This is a genomic window from Deltaproteobacteria bacterium (genome assembly GCA_016208165.1).
In the GTDB taxonomy this organism is placed as follows: Bacteria; Desulfobacterota; Desulfarculia; order JACQYL01; family JACQYL01; genus JACQYL01.
This window is the reverse complement of sequence record JACQYL010000007.1, coordinates 1-26,030: the sequence shown is the minus strand read 5'-3', so window position 1 is coordinate 26,030 and position 26,030 is coordinate 1. Positions and strand designations below refer to the sequence as shown.

The 26,030-nt window shown below is 54.6% G+C and carries 29 protein-coding genes and 1 tRNA gene; 13 read left to right on the top strand and 17 right to left on the bottom strand.

The window, feature by feature from the left end:
- Positions 1 to 70: 70 nt before the first annotated feature.
- Positions 71 to 146 (bottom strand) — tRNA-His (locus tag HY788_01465).
- Positions 147 to 403: 257 nt separating this feature from the next.
- On the opposite strand from HY788_01465, the gene HY788_01460 reads away from it, so the two are divergent.
- Complete coding sequence (locus HY788_01460) at positions 404 to 1,021, top strand: HAD-IA family hydrolase (GenBank protein MBI4772843.1); 618 nt, start codon at positions 404 to 406, stop codon at positions 1,019 to 1,021.
- Positions 1,022 to 1,213: 192 nt separating this feature from the next.
- Here HY788_01460 and HY788_01455 read toward each other — a convergent pair whose 3' ends face one another.
- Both HY788_01455 and HY788_01450 read right to left on the bottom strand, forming a co-directional pair.
- Positions 1,214 to 2,683, bottom strand: coding sequence for an IPT/TIG domain-containing protein (locus tag HY788_01455; GenBank protein MBI4772842.1), 1,470 nt, complete (start codon positions 2,681 to 2,683; stop codon positions 1,214 to 1,216).
- 110 nt (positions 2,684 to 2,793) lie between these two features.
- Positions 2,794 to 4,563, bottom strand: a complete 1,770-nt coding sequence (locus HY788_01450) for a YcaO-like family protein (protein ID MBI4772841.1) — start codon at positions 4,561 to 4,563, stop codon at positions 2,794 to 2,796.
- A 229-nt stretch (positions 4,564 to 4,792) separates the two neighbouring features.
- Here HY788_01450 and HY788_01445 point away from each other — a divergent pair, with 229 nt between their 5' ends.
- The 3 genes from HY788_01445 to HY788_01435 all read left to right on the top strand — a co-directional run bounded on the left by HY788_01445 (position 4,793) and on the right by HY788_01435 (position 7,994).
- Positions 4,793 to 5,641, top strand: a complete 849-nt coding sequence (locus HY788_01445) for a MoxR family ATPase (protein ID MBI4772840.1) — start codon at positions 4,793 to 4,795, stop codon at positions 5,639 to 5,641.
- Complete coding sequence (locus tag HY788_01440) at positions 5,638 to 7,467, top strand: hypothetical protein (GenBank protein ID MBI4772839.1); 1,830 nt, start codon at positions 5,638 to 5,640, stop codon at positions 7,465 to 7,467. The genes HY788_01445 and HY788_01440 overlap by 4 nt, the downstream gene beginning before the upstream one ends.
- A 128-nt stretch (positions 7,468 to 7,595) precedes the next feature.
- Complete coding sequence (locus HY788_01435) at positions 7,596 to 7,994, top strand: hypothetical protein (protein MBI4772838.1); 399 nt, start codon at positions 7,596 to 7,598, stop codon at positions 7,992 to 7,994.
- Between the two features lie 96 nt (positions 7,995 to 8,090).
- On the opposite strand, the gene HY788_01430 is transcribed toward HY788_01435, so the two are convergent.
- The 4 genes from HY788_01430 to mdh form a co-directional block, all read right to left on the bottom strand.
- Positions 8,091 to 8,558, bottom strand: coding sequence for an ATPase P (locus HY788_01430; GenBank protein MBI4772837.1), 468 nt, complete (start codon positions 8,556 to 8,558; stop codon positions 8,091 to 8,093).
- Positions 8,559 to 8,577: 19 nt separating this feature from the next.
- The gene (locus HY788_01425) at positions 8,578 to 9,393 is read right to left on the bottom strand and encodes an MBL fold metallo-hydrolase (protein ID MBI4772836.1); all 816 of its coding nucleotides are present in this window, start codon (positions 9,391 to 9,393) and stop codon (positions 8,578 to 8,580) included.
- Between the two features lie 168 nt (positions 9,394 to 9,561).
- Complete coding sequence (locus HY788_01420) at positions 9,562 to 10,317, bottom strand: RNA methyltransferase (GenBank protein MBI4772835.1); 756 nt, start codon at positions 10,315 to 10,317, stop codon at positions 9,562 to 9,564.
- A gap of 159 nt (positions 10,318 to 10,476) precedes the next feature.
- Complete coding sequence (mdh, locus tag HY788_01415; protein ID MBI4772834.1) at positions 10,477 to 11,412, bottom strand: malate dehydrogenase; 936 nt, start codon at positions 11,410 to 11,412, stop codon at positions 10,477 to 10,479.
- 201 nt (positions 11,413 to 11,613) lie between these two features.
- Here mdh and HY788_01410 point away from each other — a divergent pair, with 201 nt between their 5' ends.
- Entirely contained in the window at positions 11,614 to 11,949 is a 336-nt protein-coding gene (locus HY788_01410; GenBank protein ID MBI4772833.1) for a hypothetical protein, read from the top strand.
- Positions 11,950 to 11,955: 6 nt separating this feature from the next.
- Positions 11,956 to 12,351, top strand: coding sequence for a hypothetical protein (locus tag HY788_01405; protein MBI4772832.1), 396 nt, complete (start codon positions 11,956 to 11,958; stop codon positions 12,349 to 12,351).
- A 57-nt stretch (positions 12,352 to 12,408) separates the two neighbouring features.
- Here the strand turns inward: HY788_01405 and HY788_01400 are convergent, their stop codons facing one another.
- Positions 12,409 to 13,680, bottom strand: a complete 1,272-nt coding sequence (locus HY788_01400; GenBank protein MBI4772831.1) for a hypothetical protein — start codon at positions 13,678 to 13,680, stop codon at positions 12,409 to 12,411.
- A 259-nt stretch (positions 13,681 to 13,939) separates the two neighbouring features.
- On the opposite strand from HY788_01400, the gene HY788_01395 reads away from it, so the two are divergent.
- Together HY788_01395 and HY788_01390 are read left to right on the top strand one after the other, a co-directional pair.
- Positions 13,940 to 15,049, top strand: a complete 1,110-nt coding sequence (locus HY788_01395) for a hypothetical protein (protein MBI4772830.1) — start codon at positions 13,940 to 13,942, stop codon at positions 15,047 to 15,049.
- Positions 15,050 to 15,154: 105 nt separating this feature from the next.
- Entirely contained in the window at positions 15,155 to 15,751 is a 597-nt protein-coding gene (locus HY788_01390) for a flagellar brake protein (GenBank protein MBI4772829.1), read from the top strand.
- Between the two features lie 24 nt (positions 15,752 to 15,775).
- On the opposite strand, the gene HY788_01385 is transcribed toward HY788_01390, so the two are convergent.
- Positions 15,776 to 16,411, bottom strand: coding sequence for a hypothetical protein (locus HY788_01385; GenBank protein MBI4772828.1), 636 nt, complete (start codon positions 16,409 to 16,411; stop codon positions 15,776 to 15,778).
- Between the two features lie 140 nt (positions 16,412 to 16,551).
- The gene (locus tag HY788_01380; GenBank protein ID MBI4772827.1) at positions 16,552 to 17,499 is read right to left on the bottom strand and encodes an SDR family NAD(P)-dependent oxidoreductase; all 948 of its coding nucleotides are present in this window, start codon (positions 17,497 to 17,499) and stop codon (positions 16,552 to 16,554) included.
- 169 nt (positions 17,500 to 17,668) lie between these two features.
- Here HY788_01380 and HY788_01375 point away from each other — a divergent pair, with 169 nt between their 5' ends.
- From HY788_01375 to HY788_01355, 5 genes are all read left to right on the top strand, one after another.
- On the top strand, positions 17,669 to 18,010 hold the full coding sequence (locus tag HY788_01375) for a hypothetical protein (protein ID MBI4772826.1): 342 nt from the start codon (positions 17,669 to 17,671) through the stop codon (positions 18,008 to 18,010).
- Positions 18,011 to 18,310: 300 nt separating this feature from the next.
- The gene (locus tag HY788_01370; protein ID MBI4772825.1) at positions 18,311 to 18,964 is read left to right on the top strand and encodes a hypothetical protein; all 654 of its coding nucleotides are present in this window, start codon (positions 18,311 to 18,313) and stop codon (positions 18,962 to 18,964) included.
- A gap of 153 nt (positions 18,965 to 19,117) precedes the next feature.
- Positions 19,118 to 20,047, top strand: a complete 930-nt coding sequence (gene pfkB / locus HY788_01365) for a 1-phosphofructokinase (GenBank protein MBI4772824.1) — start codon at positions 19,118 to 19,120, stop codon at positions 20,045 to 20,047.
- A 13-nt stretch (positions 20,048 to 20,060) separates the two neighbouring features.
- Entirely contained in the window at positions 20,061 to 20,726 is a 666-nt protein-coding gene (locus tag HY788_01360) for an MBL fold metallo-hydrolase (GenBank protein MBI4772823.1), read from the top strand.
- A gap of 62 nt (positions 20,727 to 20,788) precedes the next feature.
- Positions 20,789 to 20,995: a hypothetical protein gene (locus HY788_01355; GenBank protein ID MBI4772822.1), complete on the top strand. Its 207-nt coding sequence runs from the start codon at positions 20,789 to 20,791 to the stop codon at positions 20,993 to 20,995.
- Positions 20,996 to 21,062: 67 nt separating this feature from the next.
- Here the strand turns inward: HY788_01355 and HY788_01350 are convergent, their stop codons facing one another.
- From HY788_01350 to pyrR, 7 genes are all read right to left on the bottom strand, one after another.
- Entirely contained in the window at positions 21,063 to 21,614 is a 552-nt protein-coding gene (locus tag HY788_01350; GenBank protein MBI4772821.1) for a hypothetical protein, read from the bottom strand.
- A gap of 56 nt (positions 21,615 to 21,670) precedes the next feature.
- Positions 21,671 to 22,513, bottom strand: coding sequence for an FAD/NAD(P)-binding protein (locus HY788_01345; GenBank protein ID MBI4772820.1), 843 nt, complete (start codon positions 22,511 to 22,513; stop codon positions 21,671 to 21,673).
- Positions 22,514 to 22,528: 15 nt separating this feature from the next.
- Complete coding sequence (locus tag HY788_01340; protein ID MBI4772819.1) at positions 22,529 to 23,587, bottom strand: 4Fe-4S dicluster domain-containing protein; 1,059 nt, start codon at positions 23,585 to 23,587, stop codon at positions 22,529 to 22,531.
- Positions 23,588 to 23,602: 15 nt separating this feature from the next.
- On the bottom strand, positions 23,603 to 24,550 hold the full coding sequence (locus tag HY788_01335; GenBank protein MBI4772818.1) for a 4Fe-4S dicluster domain-containing protein: 948 nt from the start codon (positions 24,548 to 24,550) through the stop codon (positions 23,603 to 23,605).
- Positions 24,551 to 24,760 carry a hydrogenase iron-sulfur subunit gene (locus HY788_01330; protein ID MBI4772817.1) on the bottom strand — a complete coding sequence of 70 codons (210 nt, stop codon included), beginning with the start codon at positions 24,758 to 24,760 and terminating at the stop codon, positions 24,551 to 24,553.
- Positions 24,761 to 24,781: 21 nt separating this feature from the next.
- Positions 24,782 to 24,988: a hydrogenase iron-sulfur subunit gene (locus HY788_01325; protein ID MBI4772816.1), complete on the bottom strand. Its 207-nt coding sequence runs from the start codon at positions 24,986 to 24,988 to the stop codon at positions 24,782 to 24,784.
- Between the two features lie 602 nt (positions 24,989 to 25,590).
- A partial coding sequence (gene pyrR / locus HY788_01320) for a bifunctional pyr operon transcriptional regulator/uracil phosphoribosyltransferase PyrR (GenBank protein ID MBI4772815.1) occupies positions 25,591 to 26,030 on the bottom strand: 440 nt, incomplete at its 5' end.

The window sequence follows — 26,030 nt, the reverse complement described above, 5'->3', positions numbered from 1 at the left end:
ACGTAGCCGCGTAGCTACATGTGGTAAACAAAAAAGGACTTGGACCACCGGCCTAAGTCCTTGATTTATTTGGGGTGAGTGATGGGACTTGAACCCACGACAACCGGGGCCACAACCCGGTGCTCTGCCAACTGAGCTACACTCACCATGATCCCGCGTTTGAATGGCTCTCCTATATCAGAGATTTCGTCCCTATGCAAACTTTTTTTTCTGGAAAGCTACAAAAATATCAATAAGTTAGTTTTGTCATCTTCGAGTTTCATCCTTGTATTTGACTCCGTTTTGCCCTATATTCATCCCTCACAAAATTCGTTAAAGATGATACTCACAGAAGAATCAACGTTTCAGGTACGCCCTGCCACATTCCGGTGGCGGCGGCACGAGAGAACTACGGAAAGCAACCATGTGGAATGACGTTCAAGCGATTCTGTTCGACTGCGACGGGGTAATGTTCGACTCGCGTGAAGCCAACCGGCATTATTACAACAGTATTTTAAATCACTTGGGGTTTCCCGACATGCCGGACGAGGACGTAGGTCCGGTCCATATGCTGACGGCGTGGGATTCGGTGAAATACATTATGCGCCACCATCCCGAGTCGTTGCCCGCCGCGATGAAATACCTCAAGACGGTGGATTATGCCCCTTTCATACAGTATATGACCATGGAGCCGGACCTGAAAGAAGTGCTCGGGTACCTTAGGGAACGCTACAAGACCGCAGTGGTTTCCAACCGGAGCACGACCTTGGCAGGACTGCTGAAGCTCCATGGTTTGAATGAGCTGTTCGATGTGGTGGTTAGCGCCCTGGATGTTTCACGCCCCAAACCTGATCCTGAAGCTTTGAACAAGGCCCTGGAAGCGTTCCGTCTGACGAACCGTCAGGCGGTATACATCGGCGACAGCGTGATTGACGAACAAGCCTCGGTGCAGGCGTCCGTTTCTCTCATCGCTTTCCGAAATCCGGAACTCGAAGCGGAAGCACATATCGATTCGTTGAGCGAGCTGAAAAGGATGCTCTGACGGAACTATCGCAGGGTGTCCATTCGTATCCACGAGGCTGAGCCGATCAAACACGGCTTCTATTTCGTGATGATCGGGCCGAACCCGGAGAAAGATCAAGCGCACGGCGCTCTCAACGAACTCGAAAGCGGGTAGGTGAGTCCGAAAAGAGTCCGTGCGGGATAGGCAGGGACTTTCGCCGTCCGGACAGGTCTATTCAGACGGCGGGTAAGTGGTGAGTTCCTCCACCAACATGAAGAGGGCTCCTTCCGCGATCGTGGCGGAGGAGATGACTTCGTCCTTGTCATCTTCGACAGTAATGGCGGTCACCGTGTTTTCAACCGGGTTCAGCACGAACAGCCTTTCCCCTTCGCCAGTGTCGCGATATTGGATATCCGTTATGCCGGAAGAGACCGGTATCTCTTTGTTGACGGTCAGCTGTTCGCGATTGATGACGTACACGGACCCGTTGCCTGCGCTGGCTACGTAAATGAACTGGTTATCGCCCGACAACGTGACGCCGGCCGGCTCGACGCCCACTTCCCCATCGGCAAACGTTCTTACGACCACGTCCCCGTCTGCGTTCACGACGGAGACGGAGTTGCTGCTCCGGTTGGCAACAATCACCTGAACACTGGCCGCGGCAACCATGTCTGTTGGATTCGATCCCACGGTGACGTCCGTAAATCTGCGTTGCTCGCTGATCAGCAATGTAGTGAGTGATCCGCTGGTCTCGTTTCCTTCCTCGATACTGGCCTGATTCAGACTGTAGACCTTGCTGTTGTTCGGAAGCACGAGCAGCCTTATCGGCTGAGGACCGAACTCGTTTTCAGATCGCACCTGGAGAGAATCCACCCAGTAGGCCCTCAAGATGCCTTCATCCTTAAAAATCACGTAGCAAGTCTGGAAAGAAGGATCCAGCGCTACGGAGGCCGTACCCCAATCCGTTCGCCCGTCATCCGGATCTCCGGAGACGGTCAGCGTGGCGATGACCGTGTTGGTAAGCGTATCGACGACCGTAACGGAACGGTCGCCGCGGTTGGCTACAAACAGCTTGTGTTTGTCCTGTTTGGTGGCCGCCATGGCGGACGGAGCCGGACCAACTCCATCCTGCAGTACGCCGGCAATCGTGTTGTTGGGGGCATCAAGCACAACAATGGTATTTATGGACGGCAGGGAGACATACGTCTTGTCGCCTTCCGGCGTGGGCGCCAAGGCCTCCGGAGCGCCTTCCAGCCCTATTTCGGCCCGGATTTCCACGCTCTCGGCGCTCTCATTGACATGACTGTCGATAACGGTCAGTAGCGGATTGGCATTCCCATGGCCAACATACGCCCACGGGCCGAACACCGAAAAAGACACTCCGTTACTGATTTCATCCTGCACCTTCACCGAGAGGGGGCCCGTTTGGCCTACATTGGGAACGCGAATTACGATCTCGGAGTTGGTGACGGATATGAAGTCTTTGACTACGGCGTTTCCTCCCGTGAACTGAACGACCGTCTGGCTGTAGGAGTCGACAAAGTGGGAACCGTTAATGGTGATCACGGACTTGACCTGCGCCGCCGAGGGCTCCACGGAAGCGACGGTCGGACTGTCCACCGAACGGCTGTCGCAGGCGGTGAACAGGGACGAAGCGAACAGGCATACGGTACCTATGGCGAACCAGATTGAGCGATTCATGACACCCCCGGATAGATAGAATTTTGGACGCATTCAACCATAGATAAATCCCAACACCCGGTCAAGCGCCCAGTCGATCCGAAATGTGAGGATGGCGCGACCTGACGGGTTCAGGAATTCGCGCCCGGTTCCATTTGCTCTTTCCGTTGCGTCAGCAGCTCGAGATTGTGACGAGCGAAGTCAATGCCGGCATCCAATTCCAAGGCCATTCCATACAGCCGTATGGCCTCGTCAATGCGGCCTAGTTCTCTCAAGTTGGAGGCTATATTGGCATAATCGATGGCGGAACCCGGGTCGATGCGCAGTACGTTTTCAAAACATTCAATGGCTTTTTCATGTTCCTTCAGCTTGAAGAAACAAAAGCCCATGGCATTGTGGGCCTCCTTGCATTCCGGATCCAGAACGGTCGCTTTCTCCAATTCTTGTATCGCCCGAGAATAGTCACCCATGTCTTTGTGACATATGCCCAGGTAACATTGGATCGTGGGAGCGTCTTCAGGGCCGGGCTCGAGATCCAACGCTCGCAGGAATTTGGCGATGGCGGAATCCTGATCGCCCATACCTGCGTAGCAAACGCCTTCGTAATACTGCAGGTAGTATTTGTCCGGGTACAAACGGTTGAGGTTCTGCAAACGCTCCAGCGCTTCCCACACATCGAGATTTTGATGGATGAGCTTTGCTGCAAAGAACGGCACACTAGTTCCCTTGGAGCGCTCACGGAAATGACAGCCGGGTACGATCGTATAGACGGCCGGCACGTCTATATTCGGATGGGTGGTGTTTACTACGTACAGTTCGAAGCCCTTTCCGGACAGGGTTTGAACGCACCGTTCCACCTCGTGACGCATGTTTTGCTCGGCAATGTTCGGAAGCTGATCGATACTCACCGCCGGGCCATGGTCTTGCGTCACGTAGAGTACTTCGTCCAGGCGCCGCGGCTTGGGAAGGCCGCTGGCAACATATTCGCCGTCGGTGTCAAAATCGCCGGCCAACTGGGCGATCTCCGTAAGCGCCCGAATCAATGCCTTTTCCGGATCGGTTGCCGTGCCGGCCGTGAAAACGATTTCGCTACGTTTGGGAAAAGTAGATGGGTCCCAGGCGAGGGCGCCTATGGACGGTATGCCCATTCCGAGGGTGAAATCCTTCATAAACAGCTCAATCCCATTTGCCCTGTATTTTCGGATCAACTCGAGGGCCGCTTCACTTTTCACGCTTCCGGGTTCAATGCTTGGAAGTTCCAGCCTGCCACGGCATATCAGAGCGGACACGTGTCGTTCCACCACTTCGCAAGTTCCTTGAAGAATGGCTTCTTCAAGGCTGTTTCCCGCGGAAGGTCCGTTAAACTGGTTAATTTCGTAAAACCAGTCTATGGGTATGAGCATATCCCGGCCCTGGGTGAGGTTACGTCCCCAGGCCCATTTCAAAGGCAGTCCGTCCAGTGCTTTGAGGGCGCGCTCCAGGTCGTTCGGATCGTGGTGTACGGCCTCGGCAATGTGATGGAAAGGCATGGCATCGTGGGCAACGGACCGATATTCGGCTGCGATAAAGGGATGGTCTTTTAGAAAATGGAAAAAGCTGTAACGTTCCACCAGCTCCATCAGCGCGCTGGCTTCGGCTTGGGCCGGAGTGGCCCCTTTTCCCATTTGCTTTTTGGTGCCGATGGTGCGTAACGCTGCTCCACCGCAAACACTGATAAACACTGGAATATCCAGCCGGCCGCGATCGATGCGCACGGTCTCTTTCAACACGTCCAGGTTTACCCTGTCGAAGCGCGCTCTAACTCGTTGCACGGTTTCCAACGGATCCAGCATCTTATCCTGATCAAACGTATAGGTCTTCAGTGTATCGGTTAATACGATTCGGGAACGGTTGTCATTCATGAGGCACCTCTTTTACGAAATTTCGTGTAGATATCAGCAAAAAGAATCGGGTGTCAAGGCGAGAGGATGCATTCGCATTCCGCGGACGGTTGAAAAAGCGCTTTTCCTGCTCTATCATGACTCAGAGTCTTTCCGGAAACGGGCGCCCGAATCTCGAACGGACGGGTCAAACAGGGAAAGACAATAACAGCCCAAAACACACACTAAAACAGGTGAGTTTGATTGATCTATGGAAACGATAACCATTGACGGTGTAAACCTTTTCTTATCCCACCCCGATGAATTGAAATACGATTGGGTGGGACAGACGGAACTGCTGGACCAGGTACTGGCGGCGTGGCTGGTGCTCGACAAAGAAGACCTTCCACTGAATCCCCGCCTCACAGGCAAACCCGGAGTAGGGAAGACGACCCTTGCATATGCCGCGGCGAAGCGGCTTGGACGCCCCGTTTACATGTTCCAGGCCACCATGGACACCAGACCCGAGGACCTCATCATCACTCCGGTCATCGGAGAACTCGGTCACATTCGCTACATGGCGTCCCCCCTGGTCACTGCCATGATTCGGGGAGGCATCTGTATTTTGGACGAAGGCAATCGAATGAGTGAAAAGAGCTGGGCCTCGCTTGCGCCCCTCCTGGATAATCGTCGCTATGTGGAATCCGTCGTGGCTGCGATAAAAATCCAGGCTCATCCGGATTTTCGTTTCTGTGCCACCATGAATGACGACGCCAGCACGTTCGAGTTGCCCGAATATATCCATTCCCGGATACAACCGCAAATCTTTATTGACTTTCCGGAACCGGACGAAGAGCGTGTCATTTTGCGGCGAAATCTGCCGTTCTCCAACGAGGCGATTCTCGAATACATAGTCGAATTTCTGAAGTTGGCTCATGCAGCCGGCGAGCGCTATACCGTGAGGGACGGGATCAACCTGGGTCGCTATGCGCTGAAGCTGTTGGGGGAACACAAGAATCCGTCGCATAAGGAAATCCTCAAGGTTCTCGATCTGGCGGTTCGGATGATTCTGGGCGACGACGCCCTGGATTACCTTCATGGAGCGGCGATTCTCCTATGAAGAACTCGAACTCCCAATTGGAAGCTCTCACCCTGCTTCCAGTTCTCCACGGTCGTCTTGAGTTCGGAGCCGAAGTCCATCGTCGTTTGTGTTCGATGAATCCAGACGCCATCGCCGTGGAATTTCCCGGCACCATCAGGGAACCGATCCTGCGCGCAGCGGCTCGTTTGCCTCTTCTTTCCGTAATTCACTACCAGGAGAAGAACGGGGCGTTCGTGTATCTGTTGGCGGAGCCTCAAGATCCGCTTTTTGAAGCGGTTCGTTTCGGTATAGAGCACTCCCTGCCGATCTATTGCATAGACGTGGACGTTGAAGGATATCCGAGGATGCGCGAACCCATGCCCGACAGCTACGCTCTCGCCCGCGTCGGATACGACGCCTACATCGAGAGGGTTCTTCGGGGATGGCCGGAGGCCGAATCCTCGATGACGGATGCGCGCAGGGAAGCAGGCATGTGCTTCCACTTGCAGCATCTCGCAGAGAGGCATAAACGAGTAGCCTGTGTGTTTGGTTTGAGCCACTATGCCGCCTTGCTTCGGGGCCTCGACCGCGCCCAGGCGCGTCCGCTGGAGCGCATTCAAACCCGGCAGGCTTCCCTGGGAGCCCTCGATCCACAGTCCAGCCGGGAGGTCCTAAGCGAAATGCCGTTTCTGGCGGGGCGATATGAGGAGGAACGTCAAAAAGGCGGCTTGGTGACTGCAGGGAGCCCCGACCGCTTGCGTCTCTACCGCGAACTGGTCGATGCCGCGTCGGACGCGTATTTCAAGAACGACAAGGAAGAGATCACGGCGTACCAGAAACGCGTATTGTTCCAATTCGCGCGCAACTATGCCTGGGTGCAGGGCCGCCTCGTCCCGGACTTTTACCAGTTGATCATAGGGGCAAGAGGCGCCGTCAACGACAACTTCGCCTTTGAATTATGGGAAATCGGAGCCGATTACCCGTACCGTGAGGAGAGCCCATCCATTCCGGTGATTCGGGTTTCCGGCGAGGATCTCTTCGTCGATCGGAAGCTGGTTCGCTTCCACAGGCGGATACGTGCATTCAGAAGACGGCTGCTTCCTGTCCCGGGACGTCGTCAGGATCGAGGACTTAACGCGAAGAAGTGGAAGGACGAATGGACAGGAAAGCATATCTGTTCATATCCTCCCGAAGATATTGCCGTCGAGGGATTTGGGGACTACGTCAAAAAGCGGGCCGTATACGTACTTTCTGAAGAACAGAAGAGGGTGGCGCCGTTTTGCGCCTCTTTACTGGATGGAATAGACGTCCGCGAAACAATCCGAAATTGGGTCTCGGACGGTTCCATTTACGTAAGTGAGCAACTGCCGATGAAGGGCAAAATCGGCTCGGTCGTCATCATTTTCGACGAGGACGCGGATGCCGAGCAGGAGGCCTTCCCGTGGAAGCTAACCTGGCTGGGGGAGCACGATCAGGAATCCGACATGGCTTTCTACGCAACCCATGTCGGGGAACAGCTGGTGGGCCCCGGAATTTCCAAGTGCGTACACGGGGGGTTCATGCTGACGTACCCGCCCATGAGGGTATATGACATCTGGCAGGACCCCTTCTTCGAATGGTGCCGCACGAAATCGGAACGTCTGCTGATGGCCGCATTGGACTACAGCCTGGAACGAAACGTGGTGTACGTGGCCGCTGCTCCTCCGGTTTCCCGCCTGCGCACCATGGCGGAACGATTGGGACGGAAGATTGTCTACTTGCCCATCGGTATGTTTTCACCCCAAACACTCAAACGGATGCGGACGTTTCACGTACTGGACGGGCATCACGTGCGCAAATACGCTCGATCCTATATCGAGACCTGATTCCTTCGACGGTAATGGGAAGAAGGAATGCCTGAGGCGTATCGAACCCCAAAAATTTCGTGACGGGCGCCGCACATTTTTTTCCATCTGTAACCGTTTGCAAACATTAAAGTTAGAGGAAGCTGAGCGTGCCTAAAGAGAGCAACCATGTTCCCGACCGTAAATTCAGGCTTTCCGCCCTCGAGCTCTTGCTGTTGATGGTCATTGTCATTGGCCTTGCCTTCATGATTCGGGCAGTGGCGGCTCCGGATATGGTCGCGGACAGTCGCCTTTCAGTCGCGGTGTCTCAACTGGAACAGAGAATGACTGAGATCTCGGACCGTCTTAACCTGGAAGAAGCCGCATCCGGATCCTCCGGAGAGAAAAACAAGCCCGAGTCCCGCAGCCAATTGACGGAACGACTGAACCGGCTGGAACAAAAGGTCGAGGGACTCGAACGCCGTTTGGATCAGGAGGGCAGGGCATCGAAAGACGACGACGTTACCTTCATTCGGGATACTCCCCGGAAAAAAGCCATTTCCGAATAGACCGGGCCGGTCATCCGACCACAGGCGCACGATGAAAACGCGCTGAAGTCGTTTATGCGTCGTCTTCCGGGTGAGCCCGGGATACCCGACCCGCCTTCAGAACCGCAGCCCGGCTCTGATGCGCAGCGGTTCGCGGAGCAAGTCGAGGCCATCCAGAATGCTGTTTACCACGAGATCCGCGTTCACAAGGGTCTGTACGGAACACCCTTCACCTTCGATCACCGCCACGCCGAGAGCCGCTTTTTTCAACATGAGCCGGTCGTTGTTGCCGTTTCCCATGGCCGCCACTCTGTCCGCGCCCAAACTCTCGACAAAGGCTTCTTTGAACCTGTCTTCAGGCGCCCGGTCCATGATGGTGAGTTTCACCGGCAAGCCGTCCAGGGCCTGTCGGACTTTTCCGAAGGTATCCGCGGTCAGTACGTTGATCTTCAACTGGTTCGACAGGTCTTTGAGCCGTTCCGCAACGCCCGGGATAAGATACCCACTGATGGATAAGGTACCCGTGAAATCGAGGACCAGATAGTCCAGGACGAGATTTCCGGCGCCGGGAATATCCATGCGCATGGCTGACTCCTGTTTTGCTTTACGATGGCTTCGCCACTTCTACGGTGAGTCCATCGTAGGCAACGTGAATCTCGGTTTGAATTTGGCGGTCCCTGCAGATTTCAGAAACAATCCTCTCCCATTCTTCCTGGCACAGCGGTATCGGATAGATCCGGCCCGACGTCGGGTGGCGAAGCGGCTCCTTTGGAGGGGTCTTCTTGAGGAATCGGTTTGCCGGGTCGCCAGGTACCTGGTCCTGATCTCCAATGTGCGTCAGGTAGGCGCTTTTCGGCGCCCATCGCCTGATATAGGCCAAGGCGTTCTGGAAACTCATATGGTTCGGGCGATTGAACGCGGGCTCGTTCAGCCAGTAGGCCTGTATGACCAACACGTCCGGTCGGAACAATACGGACGGCTCCTCCGGCAAGGCGCTGAAATCCGATGTATAACATAGCCTGGACCCGAAATCTTCCAAGGCGTATCCCACGGAACCTCCGGCCACGTCACCGTGGTACGTTTTGAACGGGATCACCAGTGTGTTCAGACCGTTCAAGGGCTCTCCGGGAATCGCGACGCGCTTTTCGAACACGCTCGGCATGAGGTATCCGAAGCGGAGTTCAATCGTTTCGAACGCTTTCTCCGTGGCGTATAGCGGGATTGGTTGATAGTCGTCTTTTGGGAGACAACGCCGGAACGATACCAACTCGTCCAGACCGATATAGTGGTCGCTGTGCTCGTGGGTGATCAGAACGGCGTCGGGCCTTCTAAGGCGGTATTCCCTCATCTGCTGATGGATATCGGGGCCGCAGTCGATCAGGATCCGTTCGTTGCCTTCCCAAAAGAGGGCAGTTCTCATTCTACGCTCGCTTTTCTCAAGCATACCCATGCAGATCCTGCACGTGCATCCGAACTCGGGAACTCCCCAGGCTCCTCCGGTACCTAAGAATGTTATTCGAGGCGATCGGTTCATTTCGTAGGCATTGCAGCTTTCGCGTATTATATGATTAATGACTCTAATTTATTATCATAACAGTTCATTATTATTGCTTATATTTTGTTTAGCTTCCTGGGCCCAATCGATTTGCCTGCAGAGCCCCAGTATCAGATCCGCATCCTGACGCGTCAATGGAAAACGGCCAAGGCTCCGCCTTAGTTTTTGCATCCAGTATTCCGGATTCCGGGGGTCGATGAAGTCGATTCGGGCGAGCGTATGCTCGAGACGCGCGTACATGCGTTCCAGGTCTGCGGCGGTGGCCAGGGGCTTTCGTTTGGGCTCGGGTTTCGGCGATTTCTCGTTAAATGCAAGAAAGCATTCGTAAGCCAGAATCAGCACGGCCTGCGCCACGTTCAACGAGTGGAAGTCGGCCGTGGGCACGAGGACCACTTCATGGCAGAACTTCAAATCATCGTTACTGAGACCGCGATCTTCGGGTCCGAAAAGTAAAGCGATCCGGTTTTCGGGTGCGATTTCGACCAATCTGGCGGCCGTGGCGCGGGGAGTCGAGGTAACGGGACGTTTTCGTCCGATGCGGGAGGTGGTGCCCACGATGTAGGTGAAAGGCCGGAGCGCTTCGGACAGCGTATCGTAGGTCTCCAGATTCTTGATCAGATCGGCGGCGACGTGAGTGGAGAGTTTGAGGGCCCGTCCGAGGTCCCAATTTTCGGGCGCCACGACGCGCAGACAATGAATGCCCATGTTCATGGCGGCTCGCGCCGCTGCGCCGATGTTTTCCGGATAGTGCGGTTTATGCAGGACGATGGTGATGTGTTCGAGAGACACGTGAAAGGAGGACCTCCTGGTAGAGCATTGGGGTGTTCTTATGGGTTCCGCGTTACGTCTGATAAGAAGTATTATGTAAACTAAAGTTATCAACCCGGCGGTCCGCCCGAGTCTTTCGGAGCGGACCGCGCAACAAGGCTGAAAAACGGCTCCAACGAATCAATACCCCATCTGTTTCAGCAGATCCTTGAGACCCTGGACAGCGTCGGCCGAATGCTTCAACTCGGCTGCTTCTTTTTCCGTCAACCGAATCTCGATGATCTGTTCGATTCCTCCCGTACCGAGCTTCACCGGCACTCCGATAAACAAACCGTCGATTCCATACTCGCCCTCGAGATACGCTGCACACGGAAGGATCTTCTTCCGGTCCTTCAGTATGGACTCCACCATCTCCACAGCGGAAGACGCAGGTGCGTAATAAGCGCTTCCTGTTTTGAGTAACTGGACGATTTCGGCGCCACCCTGACGAGTACGCTGAACCATGGCATCGATTCGTTCTTGGGATAAAAGTTCGGTAATCGGAATGCCGGCCACGGTCGAGTAGCGTGGCAGAGGCACCATCGTGTCACCATGACCACCCAGCACGAACGCATGCGTATTCTCCACGCTCACATCCAGCTCTCGGGCGATAAACAGACGGAATCGGGCCGAGTCCAGCACTCCCGCCATCCCGATAACGTGTTCCTTTGGAAATCCACTCACATTATAAGCCACATGGCACATGGCATCTAGGGGATTGCTCACAACGATCAAGACGGCATTCGGAGAATACTTGGCGAGCTGCTCGACCACCTTCTTTACAATTCCCGCGTTGGTCTGTATCAAATCGTCGCGGCTCATGCCCGGTTTTCTCGGAATTCCGGCAGTTATCACGGCAATGTCGGATCCCTCGCTGTCTTTGTAGTCGTTGCTTCCGACAAGCCGGCAATCATGTTTTTCCACAGGCGACGCTTCCTCGAGGTCCAATGCCTTCCCATTCGGAACTCCTTCGAGGATGTCGATCAATACTACATCAGCCAGCCCCTTCTCCGCCAAACGCTGGGCCGTGGTCGCTCCCACGTTGCCGGCTCCGACAACGGTAACCTTATTCTTCATGTCCATTCCTCCTTGGTTGCTGAATGACTCCATCCGGTTTCCAAGTCCCGATCTGGATGGTGTCCTTTTCGTTTAAATTATTAAGCGTATCTCGCAAAGAGCATTTTGTCTTCTGCAAATTATTTTGATATTAACCGTTTTCATGTTTTAGACTCAAGAGCAGAAAAACGACGAAGTCCAAGAAACCGGAGAGACCTCATCATGGAAAACCCTCGGGCGATTGTAGAAAACGATCTTATTCTGATACATGTGCAACACAATCCCGGTTTTTTCGCCCGCGTCGAGGAGATCGTCGCGGATCGAAAACCCGGATGGTGGCAAGTGCGAATCCTTCCGCTCAGTCTCGACAATTCGGAATTTCAGAGCATCGTCTGGATTCTCGATGACCAGCAAATACGAGGTGAAGAGTTCACGATGCAGTCGGTCCCCATGCGCATCCAAAGGGTCGAGCCTTATGCTTCCCGTGTTCCCTCCAAGCCGAAACCGGAAAAGAACGGAGCCAAAAGCGGAAAGGTCATCAGTCTGGTGAAGAAGTAACCGGTTATGTTGCGGTTAGCGGTGGTCGGAATCGACGGTTCCGGAAAAAGCACCACTACCCTGAGGGCCATCCAGCAGGTTAGCCGGAGCCTCCTGGTGGCAAAACCGGGCAGACCAAACATCATCGCGAGCAACGGGCGGATTCGTAAGTACCTTCGGATATATTCGCCGACGCTGGTAACGAGGGACTACTGGCTGCACCTCCATGAAAATCCGCCGGTGTTGCACCATATCTCACAGAAGATCGAAGAGGCTCTTTCCATCGTGCGGAAACGGTTCGGTTCGGGAGTACTACAAATAGACACTAGCCACAGAGACGAGTTGGAGGTGGCGGGGATCGTCTCCGAGTGTGCACTAAAATTGCCCCCGGATTTCTCGAAGCCGTTGTATCTCAGGGTCTAGCCCGCTCCGGGCTTTCGCCTTCCTTGCTGCGAGAATCCCGATTCGAGTTGAGGCGGTCTATAACGGACGCGCGGAAGCCTGCTCGCGTGTTCCTCCGGCCGATCCCCAAGGGACTTCAGAGCACAGGAAATCTTTCACCAGGGTAGCCCCTATCCTATGCGCCCGAAATCCAAGTCTGTCGCCGTGGATCATCAAGACGGCCAAAGCCATCGACCGGTTCTCCTTCTTATCCAGCACGTATCCAACAAACCATTCGTATCTCAATGTATGTTCTTCGTTACCGATGTTGCCGGTCTTGCCCCCTACTTCTGCAAGATCATGTTGGGTGTATCGCCGTATGTTGCGAAACGCCCTCGAACACGTGCCCTTTTCGATCGTAGCCTGCATGAGTGTGCGTAACTGCCTGGCCGAATCCGCGGAAATGATCCGCTCCGAACCTATGACCGGACCCAAGTAGTAGTTGTGGTCGTCGGCGTCTCTGATCTTGTCCACAACGGAGACCACGGGTTGAATCCCATCGTTCAGAACAGCCACGGGCAGAGATGCGGCGTGGATGGGAGAAATCTGCGTGACTCGGTTGTACCCGGATGCCAGTTCCGCTACTTGAAAATCCGATTCAGGGACCAGAAGGCAACTGGTCTCGATGGGCACGTCGCACTGGATTTTTTCTTCAAAACCGAAGAGCCTAGCGTATTTGGCCAGGATTTTCGGTCCGGTCAAATGCAGGCCGACCTTTCCGAAGATCGAATTGATGGATTGAGCGAACGCACCATCAAAACGTACGTACTGGCTGTAACGGTTTGCTTCTAATTTCAGGTTCTTCTTATACAGGGTGTATTTCCCACCACTGAAAGGAATCTTGCTTTCGGGAGTCACAGCTCCTTCTTCCAGGGCCGCCGCCGCAGTTATGATTTTAAAGATGCTGGCGGCGGGGAACCTCGCGGACCACACCGGCATGCCGTCGGCTCTCCCGAAATCGGCCAATGCCGTAACGCGTCCGTTCTGTGGGTTTACCACCACCACGGCGCCGGCTTCGGCGCCGCTCTGCTCCAACAAGTTTTTGATTTTTTTCTGAACTTCCAGGTCAATGGTCGTCTGCAAATACAGAGGTCGTGCGTTTTGCCCGGCAATCACGAAAACGGTTTCCTCATCCAGCCGCTTCTCTATGCGGGAGACCAGTTGCGTTACCTGTGCTCGTGTAAATCGATGGGGCGAATCGGGAGGATCTTCGTTACCTTGTTGAACGGGATCGGGGGGGATGGCTAAGGTACCAAAGACGAACCATGTGGTGAACGCGAACATAAGGGACAAGACAAAACACAGGATCATGATGCAGCCCCGTTTCCTCGACACGCGCAATTGCGTTCGCTGATGCATGCGCTCTGGTTGAGGAGGAACGATCAGATCCATACGCGAGATACAAATTGTCCGAAGATAATTTCAGGTTCATTTTTCATGACTGAGGCATGAATATAGACTACCTTTATAAAATGTCAAAGGAAAACTGCCTTGCGTATCAATCTCACGAAAGGCATCATGGATGGGGATGAGTTCATAGGCGTCCGAGCCGAGGAGGAGAGCTTGAAGTATGATGAGTTTGAATAACCAATTTCCCTCTAAATTGCGAATCCGTGCCGGCAGCGGCCTAATCACTCAAATTCGCGACGAGGGCATCGCACCCGAACGCATACGCGTCTTCGCCGGCCCGGCGACAGGGCCGCGATGGTGCTCGTTTGCCGCCATCGACGAGGTAATTGCGCGAACCGCCGCGCTGCAACAGGGACCGGCGCGCGTGCTTTTGAGCGGCGCCTCGGCCGGGGCGTGGAGAATGGCGGCGCTGGCGTGCAAAGACCCTCTTGAGGCATTGGCCCGCTTCAGGCAAGCCTATATCCACATGCACTTCGGAAGCGCCGAATCGACTATGGACCGGCTCGAGACCGTAAGGAAAGCAGTTAGGGCGTTCATTTCGGAAGAAGACGCAGGGTACGTAACCTCCCACCCTTCATATGATCTGAGCATCCAGACCGCCCGCCTCCGGCATCTTCTGGCTTCGAACCTTGCTCCCCTTTCGTTCGTGGGTTTCGCTTTGGCCATGGGTTTCCATTTCATGACCCCGCGGTTCGAGCGCTTGTTCTGGGAGAACGTTTCTTTTACGACCACCTCCGAACCCCGAGAAAATGGGCGTGCTTCGAGGGTATGGCGACGTTTTCCACTCGTCCGGAATCATCTCCGCCTGATCCTGGCGGCCACAGGGGCGGTGCCGTTCAGGGTAGGTCCAGTGCGTGGAATCTCCGGAGCGCCTGCGGGCGCCTATTGTGACGGCGGTCTGGCCGAATACGTCTGGAAACACGAACCGGATCTTAATCCGGACGAAATCGTGCTTATCGTCCATCACGGCGGCCCCCTCTATCCTTCGTGGCTGGACAAAAAAGCACCGACGTTGTACGGGCGACTTCCCGGACTGAACCAGGTTGTGACCGTTTCTCCAGGCCCCCGTTATGTTGAAACGCTTCCGGATGGCCGCTTTCCGGATCGCGACGATTGGATACGCTTTAAGGATGAACCTCAAGAGCGTATTCGTCGCTGGAATCAAGCCGTGTCGCAGTCCGTCGAGCTGGGGGATCTGTTCGAAGAGTTGATTTCCGGAGCATCGCCGGGGGATCGAGTAGAACCTCTCAGGGGAAACGAAACCGTATAACCGCTCGTCCGGAATTGAATGCCTATCAATAGGCTGGATGTACGGCTGTTTTTTTGGTATGTTCTAAGAAAATCGGAAAAAAGCAATCTGAGCTAAGGCGGCCGCATGTTCTCAGTAGACACCCTCGTTACCATTGATCTTGGAGCAGGAGCGGAAAAAGCGACGTGTTTTTCTCGAATTCGGGGATGGAGGGAAGATAAATATGTGATTCTGGATCTGCCGATGGCCGGTGGAAAGCCGATATACCTCCACCAGAAAAAGGAGTACATCTTCCGCTACATTGAAGACGGGGTCTATTGGGGGTTCCGATCCTGGGTGATCGAGAACGTTTTCAAGCCCTTCCCTTTCACGATCATCCGGTATCCAACCGACGCCGAGCACCGCTCTCTCAGGGCGATGCCGCGCTACAAAACCAATCTGGAAGCCACTTTCAAGTGTGAAGGATTCGAAGGCAAAGGGACCATCCTGGATCTATCCCTCCAAGGATGCCTTCTGACTGCGGAGGAACCGGGAGGTCTCGAAGTCGGTCGCGTCATCGTGATCATGATTCACTGTCCATCGCAGGATAACATCCACAATCTGACAGGCGCCATTCGAAACGTGACTTCCAAGGATGACCGGTTCCTCGCGGGCGTATCCTTCCATCAGACACCGAAGGCTCTCGCTGAACTCGTCCAGATGATCGCCCAATTCTCGGCCTGAATCGGACCGCCCGCGCCGTCTTCCCTATTGAAGTAAACTCGCCAGTTGGGGCGCGTCCGTGGTCAGCTTTCTTCCAAGATCGTTGAGCGCATTCCCAAGGGCATGGGCACAGGCCAGTTCAACTGTTGGATACAGACGATAGGCGTATGTCCTCTCCCCCGTTCCAACACCTTCCGTCTTGACCACTTGCGTTCCCCCGGGGTCGGAAACCTCGGCTGAAAGCACCACTTCCACCTGGACGACCCTTTTGTCCGCTTCCACCACATCGGCCTTCAAACTTTGGATTTCGAGCTTGAAGGCGTAGGAAGCGCCGTCGGCGGGCGCTTCGGCAACGACAGAAGCGTCCTGGAAGTAAGCGGGCATCATAACGGGCACCATCATCCCAAGCCCTCTATCTGCCAGCAGGTCCACGGTCTTCTCCGATTCACCGGACAGGACCACTTCGAAGGGTCTGGAGTCAAAGGACGGATCCATCACGATTCGGCAGTTTTCTCCGAATCGCTTGGCCGAAATCACTGTGACCTTATCTCGGGCCACGTTCGTAAAAACCCGGGCGTTGAATTGTTTTTCGTAATCCGGAACGCCGGGAGTCGAAGCGCAGGATAGCACCATCATGAGAGCCACGGCCAACGCCGACGCTGCCAGTAAATTATGCCGCATGATTTGTTCCTCCTAGTGGTAAATCAGTTACGCCAAGGCCATATAATCCAATCCGTCGCACCGTAGCGCGGCCGGCACAGTTGGATTTATCGCGAGTATAGGGCGAGAGGCTCAGAGGTTGCAATCGAAAATGTCACAGTTCATGCGCCGCTGATTCTCGAGCTTTCGTATGAGAGCAACGATTCGAGGCCTGAACGGATCGAATGAACGGCCCGGAAACCTAACAAATTGAGCATGCGGGCCACACTGGCTTCGGAATATCGCACATCTCCAATCCGTTCTTCGGCAAACGAGGGAACGACCTTTCTGCCGGTCAGGGACTCCAGCGCTTCCAACAGAGACAGAAGCGATATGGAGGCGCCGGATGCAATATTCATTACCTCTCCCCGGCCCAACTCCGTTGAAATCATCGCCAGCACGGCCGCTTGAACCACATCTTTGACAAAAACGAAATCCCGTGTCTGCCTTCCGTCGCCGAAAATAGTCAAGGTCTCATTTGTGAGCATCTGACGGGTAAAGCGCGAGATCACGCCGGAGTACATGGAAGACGGATCCTGCCTAGGGCCGTAAACATTGAAAAATCGCAAACTGACGGTCTCGACCCCATAAAGCCGAGCGTACAGCCTGGCATACATCTCTCCGGTCAGTTTGCTCGCCGCATATGGGGATTCGGGTGCAGGAAGCATTTCCTCGGACTTCGGAAGCGTGGGCTCGGATCCATACACGGCGGCCGAGCTGGCCAGTATCATCCTTTTAACATGGTGGACGCGGCAAGCCTCCAGCACATTGAGGGCTCCGGTTACATTCACGTCGTGACAGAGAACGGGTCTTTCAACGGACTCTGCAACGGAAACGAGCGCCGCCAGATGAAAGACGCGATTCACCCCCTGCGTCACCCGCTCCACTTGCCCGAAATCCCTCACATCGCCCTCGATCAGTTCAGGCATCGGCTTAAGGTGTTCAATATTCTCAGTGTGTCCCGTGGAAAGATTATCGAACACTTTCACCCTGTATCCGGATTGAACGATCCGCTCGGCAAGATGCGAGCCAATGAATCCACAGCCGCCTGTTATCAACACTGTTTCCATAGCATGCTCCAGTCGGTAAGTCCGTTCGATGGGCGCAAACAGGATCACTAAATGGAATACCAGGGAGCGTCAAGAGTTTCAAGAAATACGGTGTACATGAGTGTCTGGACGCTTTTTGGACTCCGGTTACAGATTCAGAGACCGAACGAGCCGATACATGAGATAACATATGAACATGATTAAGAAAGATCCGAAGGATTTCGCAGGCACAAATCTTGCTCATGAAAGACCCGAAACCACTGCAAGAAGGATGAATTGTATGGAAGAGTACTTCAGCCAGGTGCAAAAATGGCAGATCGTGACGGAGGTCAGTGTGCTCATTCAAAACGAAAATCCCTGCCATGCCATAAGGTTGGGTGAAGAACCCGTGATCGTGGCGGAACGCGACGATGAATACGATCACTTCCCGATTGAAATGGAAGGGCTGTTTCTATACTATGCGCCCGCCAAACAGCACGCCCCGTTGGAATACGTGACTGAGTATCCGTGGGGATCGGCTGGTCGGGCGTAACAGCCTCCGAGCTTTTCCTCATCGAAGCCGCCTGGGGCCGAGCCGAAGCGCAACCGGAAGAGGTTTTCACGTGTGTTATCCGTCGCGCCGGGACGGATCCCGGCGTTACTCGGATCCGGGACGTTGCCCATAATTGGACGCTTCACCGCGATTCCCATGCCATGTCGCCCTTCCGATAAGGACTTTTTCCGCATCACCTTTTGAAATAGAGAGTCAATGATGACCAAAACGTGTCGTGTTCTTTTTCTTTTCGCCTTGATCCTTCTCCCTGTGGCATGCTCATCGGGCGGCGACGGCTCCGTGAGTTCCAATGATACCGTTCTCGAAGAAAAGTACTTGGAAGCCGTCAAAGACGCAATGACCACTGAAGAAGGGGAGTTGTACGACGGCTTGACCGACGTGGTGGAGGCAAACCATTATCTTCATTGGTCGGATATAAACGGCGAAATAAGAGTCTTAGCGGTGACATGGACCCCGTATCCGGACAGCTATCCCGTGGGTGAAACGGTCCAGACCTGGTGGGGCGACACATGGGTCACCATGGCGCCCGAAATAACGGACTGGTTCAGCGAGAATTACCGGGGCAATACGGACATGACCCTTCGGGCGGCGCAGCTTTTGGGGCTGCCGAAGGACGCGGGGTATACGCATTTTGTCGAACTCTGGGTTCGACCCGGAGACCTTTTCCGCCCCGCGCCGGACAACGAGATTACAGACCGGACGGTTCAGCTCGAATTACCCGAATCCGCAGAGGAATGGTACATCGAGTGGTTTCATACTAACATTATCGATTCCTATTTTCCCATGCAGTATCCCTGGACGAGATTGGGTTACACCTACGATTGGGGCGCCGTGGATACGGAAGTAGGGCTTTCCGAGTTTGTTATCCGGCAAGGCTCGGAAGTGATCGTGGAATCGAACGCAGCTACAGAGGCGTACTTACGAAGCAATTGACCATGAGCGGCGCGGCCCATCGGTGTTCCGGCGCCCCGTGTCCGATTGCCGGTCGTCCGTGCTTTAGGATTGACAGTGGCCGATGCATCGAATATGAACCATCGATACTATTAGCAGAAGTTCGGAAAACTCGACCTATTGAAAGGCTTTGAGATGATTTACACGCTTACGCTGAACCCTGCGTTGGACTGGACCATCGTGCTCGATCACCTGGAGGCCGACGATACGTTGCGCCCCATCGCTGAAGAAAGGTACGCTGCGGGCAAGGGCATCAACGTATCCCGCGTGATCCGCGCTCTTGGGGGAAACAGCGTTGCGACGGGCTTTGCCGGAGGGTATGAAGGCCTGGAACTCGAGGGTCGGTTGGTCAATGAAGGCGTTTTGACGAATTTCACACGGATCGGCGGTTCGACCCGGGTGAATTTGATCATCAAGGAAAAAGATACCGGACGCCAATTTTCCATTGGCAGTCCGGGACCCGAGATCCGGATGCTGGAGTTGGGACAGTTGTATGAAGAGCTTAAGAACGTGCCCGACCCCACGTACGTCGTCATTTCCGGCAGCGTCCCCAAGGGGATCGACCCGGGGATCTACAGCCAGTTTATCGTCACCTTTCGAAAACGCGGCGCCAAAATTGCGCTGGATGCGGACGGCAAGGCGTTGCGTCGCGGAATCGAGATGAAGCCGGATTTCATAAAGCCTAACCTGCATGAGTTGAAGCGGCTCAGTAACAAAGAGCTGAAATCGACCGAAGAGGTGGTCATCGAAGCCAGACGATTGGTGGACTCCGGCATATCCCACGTCATCGTTTCCATGGGACCCAAAGGACTGATTGTCGTGACGGCCGAAACCGCGATTGAGGCAATACCTCCGGTCGTGCAGGTGGACTCCACCGTAGGAGCCGGTGATTCGGCGCTGGGAGCTTTCATTCTCGCCCACAGCCGTGGCAGTACCCTCGAGGAATGCACCGTCCTGGCGTGTGCGGCCGGCACCGCCACCTCTATTACGCCCGCCACCGCCTTGTGTTCCCTCGATCTCGTGGAAGCCATCAAGCCGCATGTGACATGGAAGCGAATTCTGTAACGGGGACGAAGAAATGAGGCTTTTTGGACAATTGTTTTCCTACCCTTGGAGGCGTTTGACGGAAAACAACTGCAACAGCTATCTCCTAGACGGACGTCCACGAACGCTGGTGGACCCCGGCCACGCCCATCTTTTCAATACGCTTTCCCTGCAGATGAAAGAAGACGGATTTTCACCCGAGAGTATCGACCTGATCGTTCTGACGCATTGTCACCCGGACCATTTGGAAGCCGCTGCCGGGTTCTTTCCGGCCGCCACCCTGGTTACCATGCATGAGGCGGAGGAAACTTACATGATGGGTGACGGGAAAGCTTTTTTCGAGGCCATGGGCGGTCGAATGCCCAAGCTCGAGATGAAATTCCTCCTCCGGGAAGGCTCCCTGCAATTAGGCGATCATCACCTTGAAGTGATTCATGCCCCCGGTCATTCGCCGGGTTCGATTTGCCTTTACTGGCCCCGATACAAAACCCTCATAACCGGGGATCTGGTTTTTCTACAAGGGGTGGGGCGCATGGACTTTCCAGGCGGGAGAACCGACCGGCTGAAAGAAAGCATCGTCAAGGTGGCGGAGCTCGACCTGGAAACCGTTCTGCCCGGGCATGGAGAGATCATTCAGGGGGAAAAGGAAGTTCGCGATAATTTTGAATTCATTCAGAGTATCTATTTTCCGGTAATATAAACCGACCGCAGCGCGGGGCCATGCACTAAGACCCAAATAACGCTCGATAGAGGAAAACACGAATGGACACGTTGGAAAAGGCCAGGATTCGAATCTCCCATTGGATTTCTCACAATGAGCATCACATAGAGGAATACGAGCTTTTTGCGGAACAACTCGAAGAGGCGGGCAAAGCTGCCGCAGCGGCACAGATAAGGGAACTCGCGCGGCTCGAGAAAGCCAGTACGGAATGCCTCCGAAAGGCGCTGCTCGATCTGGAGGAGAGATAAGCGGCCCGTTACGAAGGATGGCCCGTTTCAGCTCCTGGAGGAATTTCAGCAGCCGAACGCGAAAAACTCAAACGCCGGACAGCAGGCGACGTACGAGTTCGTTCCTGAGGGGTTCAAGAACCCGGTTGGATTCGAGTATCATTTGCTCGTTCTTTTCGATCCATTCGGCATGGTGTTGGATTTTCGGCACTACGGCGGAACCGTAGATACCTTTCCCCTCCAACTCTTTTATAACACGTTCCCGGATCTCGTCGCTCAGGGAGCGTTCCCGACGCTCGAAGGCTTCCAGTTCCCGGCGAATGCCATCGATCTCGTCCTGGGCGCGGTCCCCTCGCCATTCGCCCAGGTCATCCAAAAGGCGGATATTCATGTCGCCGGGCCGTAGCTGTTCCACAACGGTTCGGACTGTCTCCTCCAGCACATCCGGATCCGGGTCCTCTTCTCCGAGCGTTTTGAGCAATTGGCTGAGCCTCCAGACCCCCTCGACGTACTTCAGCGCATATCCGCGGGCCCTTTTCTTGGCGTCTTCTCTGAGGATTTCGCGTTTCTCCTCGTCGCCGAGGCGCAGATGACGCGTTTTTTCGAGGACGAGATCCAGCGTGCTTTTGATTTCACCCATACCCGCGCTCAACTAAGCGTAGACCATGCGCCGTGTACCGCAAGAACTCTCGATCCTTAATATTCTTTAGGCATTCGGTTGAGCTGTTCTAGGGTAAACACGGGACCGTCCTTGCATACGAGTTCCTTGCCGATATTGCATCTTCCGCAGATTCCGATTCCGCATTTCATGCGCATTTCGAGACTCATGATGATCTGTTCCGGGGTGAATCCGAGTTCGCTGAGAACCGGCTGCGTGAAACGGATCATGATGGGCGGTCCACACACCAGCGCCAGGGCGTTTTCCGCTCCGGGAGCCTTCTCCTTCGTAATGGCGGGCACGAAACCGACATTGTATTTCCAATCCGGATCCTTGGTAGCGTCCACCGTGATATGCATCTTGATGTCGTCTCGTCGTTCCCATTCCGCGAGCTCTTCCCGATAAAGCAGCATTCCCGGACTTCGGGCTCCATATACGACCGTAATGTCACCGAACTTTTTGCGGTTGTCCGGATGCAGCATATAGACGATGCTGGAACGAAGCGTGGTGAAAGCAAAACCCCCGCCCACGATGACGATGTTTTTCCCTTCCATCCGTTCCCAGGGGTACCAGTTCCCCAAAGGACCACGGACCCCCATGATTTCGCCGGGTTTCATATTGTGGAGGTGGCTGGTGACCAGGCCCACCTTGTTAATCGTAAACATCAGAAACCCTTTTTCCGTGGGAGAAGACGCTATTCCAATAGGAATTTCACCCTTCCCCGCAACGGAAAGCTCGGCGAACTGACCGGGATGGTATTTAAACTCATCTTCGTCCGAAGGATTGATGAATTCCAGCTTGAATGTCTTCAGGTTTTTATCCTCGGTTTCGGTGATCACATCGATGATTCGAACCGGGTACGGGAGATACGGATTCTTCAAGACAGTCCCCCCCTCTCAGGCCGTTTCGCATGCTGCAGGAACGTAGTTGTTCATTATTTCGAATACTCGGCGGATGTCGATGTTAACCGGACAATGCTGAACACATCGCCCACAGCCCACACAGGCTACGCCGTTGCCATACTTGTCCACGTAGTATTTCAGCTTGTGCATGAAACGCTGGCGCACGCGTTGCGTTTTGGCGTCACGCGGGTTGTGCCCAGAACCATGCAACGTGAACAACGGGAACATGCAGGCGTCCCAATTCCGGAGACGGATGCCGTGGCCGCCGCGCGCTTCGTCCTGGATGTCGAAGCACCAACACGTGGGGCAGAGAAACGTGCACGTCCCGCAGTTGATGCAGGAGAACGCTATGTCGTCCCAGAACTTTGCCTCGAACAGATTCATGAGATCCTGCTTCGCCAACTTGTCCGTCGGGACACGACTCTTTATTTTATGCTCGGCCGTTTCGCGTAGAGTTTCCGCCTGCTTAAGCTGTGCCTTGTCGGCGGGTTCTCCCTCCACACCTGAAAGTAGCGATTCCCCCTTTTCCGTCAGCGCTCTCAGAAGATAAGCTTCTCCCAGATCCGCCATCAATGCGTCCAGACCTTCTTCATGAAACGGACCGCATTCCACGCTGGTGCAGAAACAGGCCGCACAGGGATCGTTGCATCCGTAACCGACCAGGGTCGCCGCTTCGAAGCGCTTCACCCAATAGAGGTCCCGGTATTCCGGATTGTCGAAATTCTTCCTTACCAGTTGTATGGCCTTAGCGTCACACGGCCTTATGCCCACGACCAACCATGGCGGATACTCCCGGGGGACTTCTTTCAGGATTCCGGCGTTCTCTTCACTTGGGTCCGTGGAGAACTCGAACATCTTCTCCGACTGGGGCTCCATAAGAAATTTAGGAGAAAGACGGCTGTTTTGAAATTCGAAAGCAGGCTTTTCGTCCCCCTCCAACATTTTGAATTCGACGATGTCACCCTTCTCAACAGGAACGTACAATCGGTAGGATGCCTTCAGCTTTTCGAGGACCGACGGTAAACGTTCTTTGGAAAGCACTTTGGATATCATCAGGAAGTCCTTATTCTACAAAATGAATCCGTTCGGATCGTCCGGTCTATAACGGTCTAACGGCGGTCGCTCGTCTAAAGCAAGACCAGCCTCCCAGTCGTACAATTCTTTGATATCTTTTTCTAGTTTCTTCGTGAATTTCCGGACGCGTATGCCCACAGGGCACGCACGCTCGCACGCGCCACAGTCCGTGCACCTGCCGGCGCAATGGTATGCTCGAAGAAAATGAAAGGTCATCGTATCGGTGCGATCGATACTTTTCCCCAGCCACTGGGGTTTCGACTCATCCACAAAACACGTAGGACAATAGCAGAGCGGACAGGCATTGCGACACGCGTAGCACCGGATACAGGGTTCGATGAGTTTCTGAAAATACTCCCAACGTTCTTCCGGAGTCTTATCCTCGATCGCCCTAATATCCTCGTAACGATCCACGTCCTTTTGTTCTTCCACGAGATCGGCGACCAACTCGTCGTAGACGACGGGGTTACGGTGAATGCAGATGGCGCAGTTCTCCTGAAGTACGTCCTTCTTGTCGAAGGTTTGTTGGCCCGCTTTTCCCGTCACAATGATGCGGCTCTCTTCCTCGACCACATCGAGGATGTCTCCGCCGGCCATTCGGGTCACTTTGCGGCGATCCACCATCCCCTCACACGGAACCCCCACAATGATCAGCTGCTCCCGCCTGATCTGATTCTCGACGATGTGGGTAACGATATTTCTGGAATCGCAGCCTTTTGCGACGATACCTATGCGCTCGCTTCGTTTTGGAAGATAGTTAGCCAGGTTGATTCCGCAGTTGCTGTCCCAATGGAGCGTCTCCGCGGCTTGCGCGTTTCGAATCAAGGTGGGCTCGCTCATCATGGGAACCGTGCCTTTCCGAAATCCGATAAACACGTCGACTTTTCCGGATTCGAGTAACTGCCTGGCCGCCTGGCGAATTTTCTCTGTATATCTAATCATTTAGGCTACCTCAGCAAGTTCCTTGATGAGTTTATTCGCCGGTCCGACCGCTTGAACCGCGTCACTGACCTCTTTGGCCACTCTCTGAAACTTGGTGGATTCTGCAGAGGAAATCCAAGAAAAATGAAGCCTCCCGGGCTCGATGCCGATATATTCCAGCAAATTCTTCAGCAGCGCGAACTTTCTGCGTGCGTAGTAGTTGCCTTCAATATAGTGGCAATCTCCCGGGTGTCACCCGGAGACCCAAACCCCGTCCGCGCCTTTCCGGAAAGCCGTCAAGATAAACTTGGGACTCATCCTTCCGGAACAGGGAACCCGAATGACCCTGATATCGGAAGGGTACTGCAGGCGCCCTATTCCGGCCAAATCGGCCGCGCCGTAACTGCACCAGTTGCAGAGAAATGCAACGATTTTGGGTTGCCAATCGCTTTCGGTCATCTAACATTCTCCTCTATATTAGATCTCCCACTCGTCCCTCGCCCGATCGGTATCGGAGGCCCGAGACGCAACGGCTCGGGATCTGAACAACGCGCCGCAAGGGGACCCCGGCCTTTTCCTGACAGAGGCATCGGTCCTGCAATCATCAGCCTGATCGTCAAAGGCGTTTGTCCGGTAAGGGCCGCCGTCAACGCCCGAACCACACGAGCGATCCCCGGACGACGGCGCTCGAGGAGGAAGCCCTTAAATCAAGGCGCTTACTCGCGGATACTGCGTGGGCCGAATCTGAAAACGGGCCGGTTTCTTGGTTGCGTACGCCGATCGGACGCGTTCGTGCTTTTTTTCACGTCTACTCTTAGCCGATTCGTCCGGCGAAATCAAGGATCTTGTGATCGGCTCATCCAACTTGGCCAAGAAATGGCTTGGGCTTACCCTGGGCAGCAAAATAGAACGGGTTTCGGGACGGACAAAGTCGTTGACGCGCTGGAGAGCATGGACTCCGTTCCACGGAATCGCCGCCCTCTTTCAACAAACCGGCTTCCCGGTATCATCACGCATTCCCGAGCATCGAGAAGCGACCCGTCGCGGCGTACATGGTGTGCTTATGTTGTTTGAGATTTCACCCGAGGGTTCGATCGAGGGTCCGTTTTCTCTACAACGGCTCGGTCCACGCCTTCCCTCTCTTTCAAGTAGACGTTGATCGTTTCTCCCGGACGCGCTTTGCGTTGGATTCCCACGAAATTGGCCAAAATGGGAAGTTCTCGCCCGCCCCTGTCCACGAGAGCCGCCACGCGGATCCTCTTGGGCCGGCCGAAATCGATGATCGCATCCATGGCGGCCCGGGTGGTCCGGCCGGTATACAGTACGTCATCGGTCAGGATTATCTGTTTGTCGTCCAGATCAAACAGGATTTCTGTGGTCTGAACAATGGGATGCGTGCTTTTCCGGGTCCAGTCGTCCCTGTAAAGGGTGATATCGACATTCCCGGCCGGGACGTTTGTGCCTTCCAGGGCGTTGATGTTATCCCGTATCCGTTGCGCGA